The following is a 5,287-nucleotide window of genomic DNA, read 5'->3' on the forward strand; positions in this document are numbered from 1 at the left end:
AGGCAATGGTGGAGGCGGGGACTGGCGGGGGTGGCATGCCTCGCCCTGGTGGCGTGCGGTGGCGGGGGTGACACCCAGGCGCCCACGCCCGGAACTCCTTCCGGCACGGCCACCGACGACACGGGCACGGAGTCCCGGCCCGACGCGGGCACGGTGGATGGGGGCACGCAGCCGTCCTCCGACGCGGGCACGGGCTCGCCGTCCGACGCGGGCACCGGGACGCCGGACGCAGGGAGCACGGACGCGGGCACCGCGCCGCTGACCTGCGCGCCCACCGCGGGTGACACGCGCTGGGTGCTGGAGGGCGAGGCCCTCACCGCGAAGGTGACGTGCGCGACGGGCTACACGGCGGCGGGGCTGCGCTTCGGGGTGAAGAACCTGCCCGCGGGCGCGACGTTCGACGAGTCCTCCGCCACGCTGCGCTGGACGCCCGCGCTCAACCAGGGCGCGGTGTGGATGCTCACGCTGGAGGAGCGCACCACCGGCGAGACGGGCACGCTCAAGGTGGGCGTGGCCAACAACGACAACGCGCCGGGCAAGGTCGACATCGTCGACCCCGTGGCCTACACGGAGGAGTACGGCCTGCCCGTGGTGCACCTGTTCTTCGACCCGGACGTGGGCCTGACGGCCGGCGGCTACCGGCCCGCGGAGGTGGTGTACCGGGGCCACCGCTACACCATCGAGGCGAAGTACCGCGGAGCCACCTCCAGTGTGTTCCCCAAGCGCAGCCTGACGTTCAAGTTCGCGGAGGACGACCTCTTCTCCGAGCCTGTCTTCGGCGACGGCTTCAAGGACCGCAAGCGCGTGGTGCTCATCACCACGTTCAATGACAACTCGTACCTGCGCTCGCGGCTGGCGTTCGACCTGTGGAACCGGCTGTCCCCCAACGCCGTGCGCATCCGCACCTTCAGCGTGGTGGTGTACGCGAACAAGAAGTTCCGCGGGCTCTACACGGCGGCGGACCACGTGGACAAGCGGCTGATGGAGTGGAACGGCATCGACGACGACTCGGACCTCTTCAAGGGCGTGGACGCGGACGCCAACTTCTCCCGCCTCAAGCGCGACGGGCAGGCCAAGGAGCACCTCCACGTCGGCTTCGAGAAGTCCGAGGGCACGCCCGAGCAGAACCAGCCGCACGCCTTCGACCCGCTGGACGCCTTCGTCGCGTGGGTGGCGGACTCCAGCACGGAGTCCTTCCGCCAGGAGTTCGGCACGAAGCTGAAGGCGCGCGACTACGAAGACTGGTGGATCTTCAATACGCTCATCCAGGGCAATGACTCGCAGGGGAAGAACGCCTACCACGCGTACGACCCGAAGACGGGTGGCCCGTGGCGCTTCATCCCGTGGGACCTGGACGCGAGCTTCGGGCAGAACTTCGACACCACGCGCACCAGCGCCACCGCGCGGCCCACCTACGCGTCCGACAACCTGCTGTTCAAGAAGATGCTGGCGGAGCCCTCCATCGCGGGCCCCATGCGCGAGCGCTACCGCCAGGCTCTGAAGAACGAGGCGAGCGAGGCCGCGGTGCAGGCCTTGATTGACGGCTACGTGCAGGAGCTGGGGCCCAACGCGCAGCGCGACGAGGCGCGGTGGGGGGAGGAGTATCGCAACTTCGCGAAGCCGAGCACGGGACCCGACGTGAACGAGGGGGGCTACGGCAACTTCCCGGACTGGCACCTGCGCCAGGACTTCAAGACCCACGCGGAGGAGGTGGACTACATCCGGCAGTGGGTGCACACGCGCTGGTCCGCGTTCCAGACGCAGCTGCCGTGAGGTTGGCGGCGCGGCGGGGGGAGGACCTCGCCGCGCCGGCCGGGACTACCACTGCGCAGGGTCTGCGTCGGCGAACGTCGTGCCGGCGGCAATCTCGTCGAACCAGATGCTGCGGGTGGGCTGGCTGCCCTGCATGTACCCGCTGTCATGCCAGCCGTTGGCGTAGAGGCCCACGCGGAACTGGAGGTACCGGTCATCCGCCACGGTGGTGGCCAGGTCGTGCTGCTCCAGGACCTTCACGCCGTCGAACCACAGCTTGATGAAGCCGGTGGTGTCGCTGGTCCACTTCACCTGCATGACGACCTTGTGCCACTCGCCCGGGGTGACGGTGGCCAGGTTGCGGAAGGTGGTGGTCTTCTGGTCGCAGACGGTGCCGTACTTCACGCGGGTCGTCAGCTGGTTGCCGGACAGCCACACCATGGTGGTGGGCATGTGGCCGTCGCAGCCCGTGTCGGAGAAGTCCGCGATGAACTGGGCGATGTTGAAGGACTGGGGCTGGAACTGCCAGTCCTGCTGCAGCCGGAACATGAAGCCATAGAAGCCCGTGTCGCCCCGGCGGTACACGTCGTGCTTCACGACTTCCGAGTGGTAGCGCTCGGTGTAGTTCGGGTCGTAGACCTGCGTGGCCTTGATGGCGGTGGAGCCCTCGTAGGTGACGTTGGTCACCTGCTGCAACGCACCGTTGTGCTCCACGGTGGTGGAGTTCCAGCCGGTGAGCGTTCCGGTGTTGCGGAAGATCTCCGCTGCCTCCGCGACCAGCCCGAAGGCGAACAGCGACACGCCAGCGGCCACGGCGAAATGCTTGGTTTGCATTGGAAGGGTGCTCCTGGAAAGTTACGGCTTTGTTGCTATTTCTTGTTATTCTAGTTTAGCAGGTTCGAGCCTCCGCTGTCTCGGAAAAGGGGATGCCGTGGCGCGGCGTGCTGGTTATGGTGCGCGAGCGTGCGGAAGCCCCGGGGTGGGGTTTCCGAGCCCGGACGAGGTGCGCCGTACCCGGTCACGACAAGACGACGCCTGAACGGGAGTCGTGTGTCATGACGTCGTCGTGGATCCTCCTCATCATCGCGGGCCTGCTGGAGGTCTGCTGGACGGTAGGGCTCAAGTACACGCAGGGCTTCACCCGGCCGGTTCCCAGCGTGATCACCGCGACCGCCATCGTCGCGAGCATGGGGTTGCTGGCGGTCGCGGTGAAGCAATTGCCCATCGGCACGGCCTACGCGGTCTGGGTGGGCATTGGCGCGTTCGGCGCGGCGATCGCGGGCATGGTGCTCTTCCATGAGCCCGCCACGCCCTCCCGCCTGTTCTTCCTGGCCCTGCTGATCGTCGCCATCATGGGCCTGAAGTTCACCAGCGGGACGCACTAGCCGCCCGCACCGCACCGGAAGATCCGCCGATCTTTCCCGAAACGCCGCCCTCCATTCCGGGGCGGCGCCTTCCTACCGTGTGAAGCCAGGAGGAAGACAATGGCGGACATTCGGGATGCGATGATGGAGCGCTTGCTGGACGACGCGGGAATCCGTGAGGGCATGCGCGTGCTGGATGTCGGCTGCGCTTTCGGTGCCCTCACGTTCCTCGTCGCGAAGCGCGTGGGAAGGACAGGCCACGTGGTGGGACTGGATCGCGACCCCCAGCTGCTGTCCCTGGCCCGGACGAAGGCCCGGGAGCAGGGCCTGTCGAATGTCACCTTCATCGAAGCGGACCTGGCCAACGTGCCGGCCGAGCAGGGCCTGTTCGACGCCGCCACCGGACGGCGCGTGCTCATGTACCAGCCCGACGCGGTGGCGGCACTGAGGGGGATCGCCCGGGCCGTGAAGCCCGGCGGGCTCATCGTCTTCCAGGAGAACGACGCGTCCATCGGCCCGGTGAGCCTGCCTCCGCTGCCGCTCCACATCCGCGTGAGCGAGTGGATCTGGCACACAGTGGATCGCGAGGGCGCGGACCTCCACATGGGCTTCCACCTGGCCCCCGCGATGGAGCAGGCCGGCCTCTCCGTGGAGCACGTCCGCGCCGAAGCCAGCCTGCAGACGCCAAAGGAGCACCACGCGATGGGCCCCATCCTGCGCGCCATGCTCCCGCGCATCGTGCGGTACGGCATCGCCACGGAAGAGGAGATGGGCATCGACACCATCGATGCGCGCCTCCTTGAGGAGCGCTCGAAGGCGAACACGACCTACCTGGGCGAGATGGTCTTCGGCGCCTGGGCGCGCAAGCCCTGAGCGCCAGGCTGTGCACGGGTGTCGCGTGTCCGGCACTGGCCGCTGGGACTGTGAGGGATTGAATCCTCGCGCTGCGCGCGTTCCCAGGGCGTGGACCGCATGGGCACAGGATGCGCCGCGGTTTCCATCACGCGAGGTGACGGCGATGAGCGACGCGAGGTTCGAGCTGTACTACTGGCCCGGCATTCCCGGCCGCGGCGAGTTCGTGCGGCTGGTGCTGGAAGAGGCGGGCGCGGACTGGGTGGACGTGGGCCTGCAATCCGGCGGCGGGAAGGCCGTCTCGGACATGTTGGGCAGGGGCCCCGTGCCCGCGTACGCGCCGCCCGTGCTCAAGGTGGGGGACCTCGTCTTCTCCCAGGCCGCCAACATCTGCTCATACCTGGGTGAGCGTTTCGGCCTCGTGCCTTCGGACGAGGCGTCGCGGCTGCACGCCCGTCAATTCCAGCTCACCGTCGCGGACGTGGTGGCGGAGGCGCATGACACGCACCATCCCATCGCCGTGATGAAGTACTACGACGAGCAGAAGGACGCCGCGAAGCAGCGCGCCGAGGACTTCCGCACCCAGCGCATTCCGAAGTTCCTGGGCTACTTCGAACGCGTGCTGAAGGCGAACCCACGCGGCGGCGGGAAGTACCTCCTGGGCAGCGACTTCTCCTACCCGGAGCTGGCGCTGTTCCAGCTGGTGGACGGCTTGCGGTATGCCTTTCCCAACGCCATGCGCCGCATCGCTCCGGACGTGCCCGGCGTGATGGCGCTGCATCAGCGCATCCGGGAGCGCCCCCGCATCGCCGCGTACAAGCAGTCCCCGCGCGCCCAGCCCTTCAACACGCAGGGCATCTTCCGCCACTACCCGGAGCTGGACGACCCGAACGCGACGAAGTGACCCTGGGGCACCTCGACAATCTCCCGGGCGAAGAACAGGTCCTCGCCCACGCCGGCCACGCGGACCTGGATGAGCGGATCCGTCGGGTACTGCGCGGGCGGATCGTCGAACACCAGCGCCACGACGACGCCCACGCGGCCCAGGAAGCGCTCGGAGAGCACGTCCTCCGATTCGGTGCGGACCACCATCACCGTCGCGCCAATGCGCACCGGCGCGCCGTCCACGTCTTCCATCATGATGAGCGAAGGGTCGTGCTTCATGGTGCGTAGGTCCGGGGTTTGAGTCGTTTCGACAGCGCCCAGGTCATGAGCGTCAACAGCGCCCATGCCCCCAGGTGATAGGTGGCCACGTGTCCGGGGCCCTGCTCACACGCCAGCTCGCCCACGAACGCGCCCACCGTCCCCACCGCCAGCCC

Annotated in this window: 6 protein-coding genes and 1 riboswitch; of the genes, 4 read left to right on the forward strand and 2 right to left on the reverse strand. The window is 68.2% G+C overall.

Annotated elements, in window-relative coordinates; genetic code table 11:
- Positions 1–21 precede the first annotated feature (21 nt).
- Complete coding sequence (locus D7W79_RS38455; RefSeq protein WP_208729952.1) at positions 22–1,773, forward strand: CotH kinase family protein; 1,752 nt, start codon at positions 22–24, stop codon at positions 1,771–1,773.
- A 45-nt stretch (positions 1,774–1,818) separates the two neighbouring features.
- Here the strand turns inward: D7W79_RS38455 and D7W79_RS38460 are convergent, their stop codons facing one another.
- On the reverse strand, positions 1,819–2,586 hold the full coding sequence (locus D7W79_RS38460; RefSeq protein WP_120530221.1) for a polysaccharide lyase family 20 protein: 768 nt from the start codon (positions 2,584–2,586) through the stop codon (positions 1,819–1,821).
- A 134-nt stretch (positions 2,587–2,720) separates the two neighbouring features.
- Positions 2,721–2,790: riboswitch (guanidine-III (ykkC-III) riboswitch) on the forward strand.
- Between the two features lie 17 nt (positions 2,791–2,807).
- Here D7W79_RS38460 and sugE point away from each other — a divergent pair.
- The 3 genes from sugE (at position 2,808) to D7W79_RS38475 (ending at position 4,872) form a co-directional block, all read left to right on the forward strand.
- Complete coding sequence (gene sugE, locus D7W79_RS38465) at positions 2,808–3,137, forward strand: quaternary ammonium compound efflux SMR transporter SugE (RefSeq protein WP_120530222.1); 330 nt, start codon at positions 2,808–2,810, stop codon at positions 3,135–3,137.
- A gap of 99 nt (positions 3,138–3,236) precedes the next feature.
- The gene (locus D7W79_RS38470) at positions 3,237–3,989 is read left to right on the forward strand and encodes a class I SAM-dependent methyltransferase (protein WP_120530223.1); all 753 of its coding nucleotides are present in this window, start codon (positions 3,237–3,239) and stop codon (positions 3,987–3,989) included.
- Positions 3,990–4,134: 145 nt separating this feature from the next.
- Entirely contained in the window at positions 4,135–4,872 is a 738-nt protein-coding gene (locus D7W79_RS38475) for a glutathione S-transferase (RefSeq protein WP_120530224.1), read from the forward strand.
- Here the strand turns inward: D7W79_RS38475 and D7W79_RS38480 are convergent.
- Positions 4,836–5,132: a Carotenogenesis protein CarS gene (locus D7W79_RS38480; protein WP_120530225.1), complete on the reverse strand. Its 297-nt coding sequence runs from the start codon at positions 5,130–5,132 to the stop codon at positions 4,836–4,838. The two genes, D7W79_RS38475 and D7W79_RS38480, sit on opposite strands and share 37 nt — an antisense overlap.
- Positions 5,133–5,287: the final 155 nt, after the last annotated feature.

The organism is Corallococcus exercitus, assembly GCF_003611585.1.
Classification (GTDB): Bacteria; Myxococcota; Myxococcia; order Myxococcales; family Myxococcaceae; genus Corallococcus; species Corallococcus exercitus.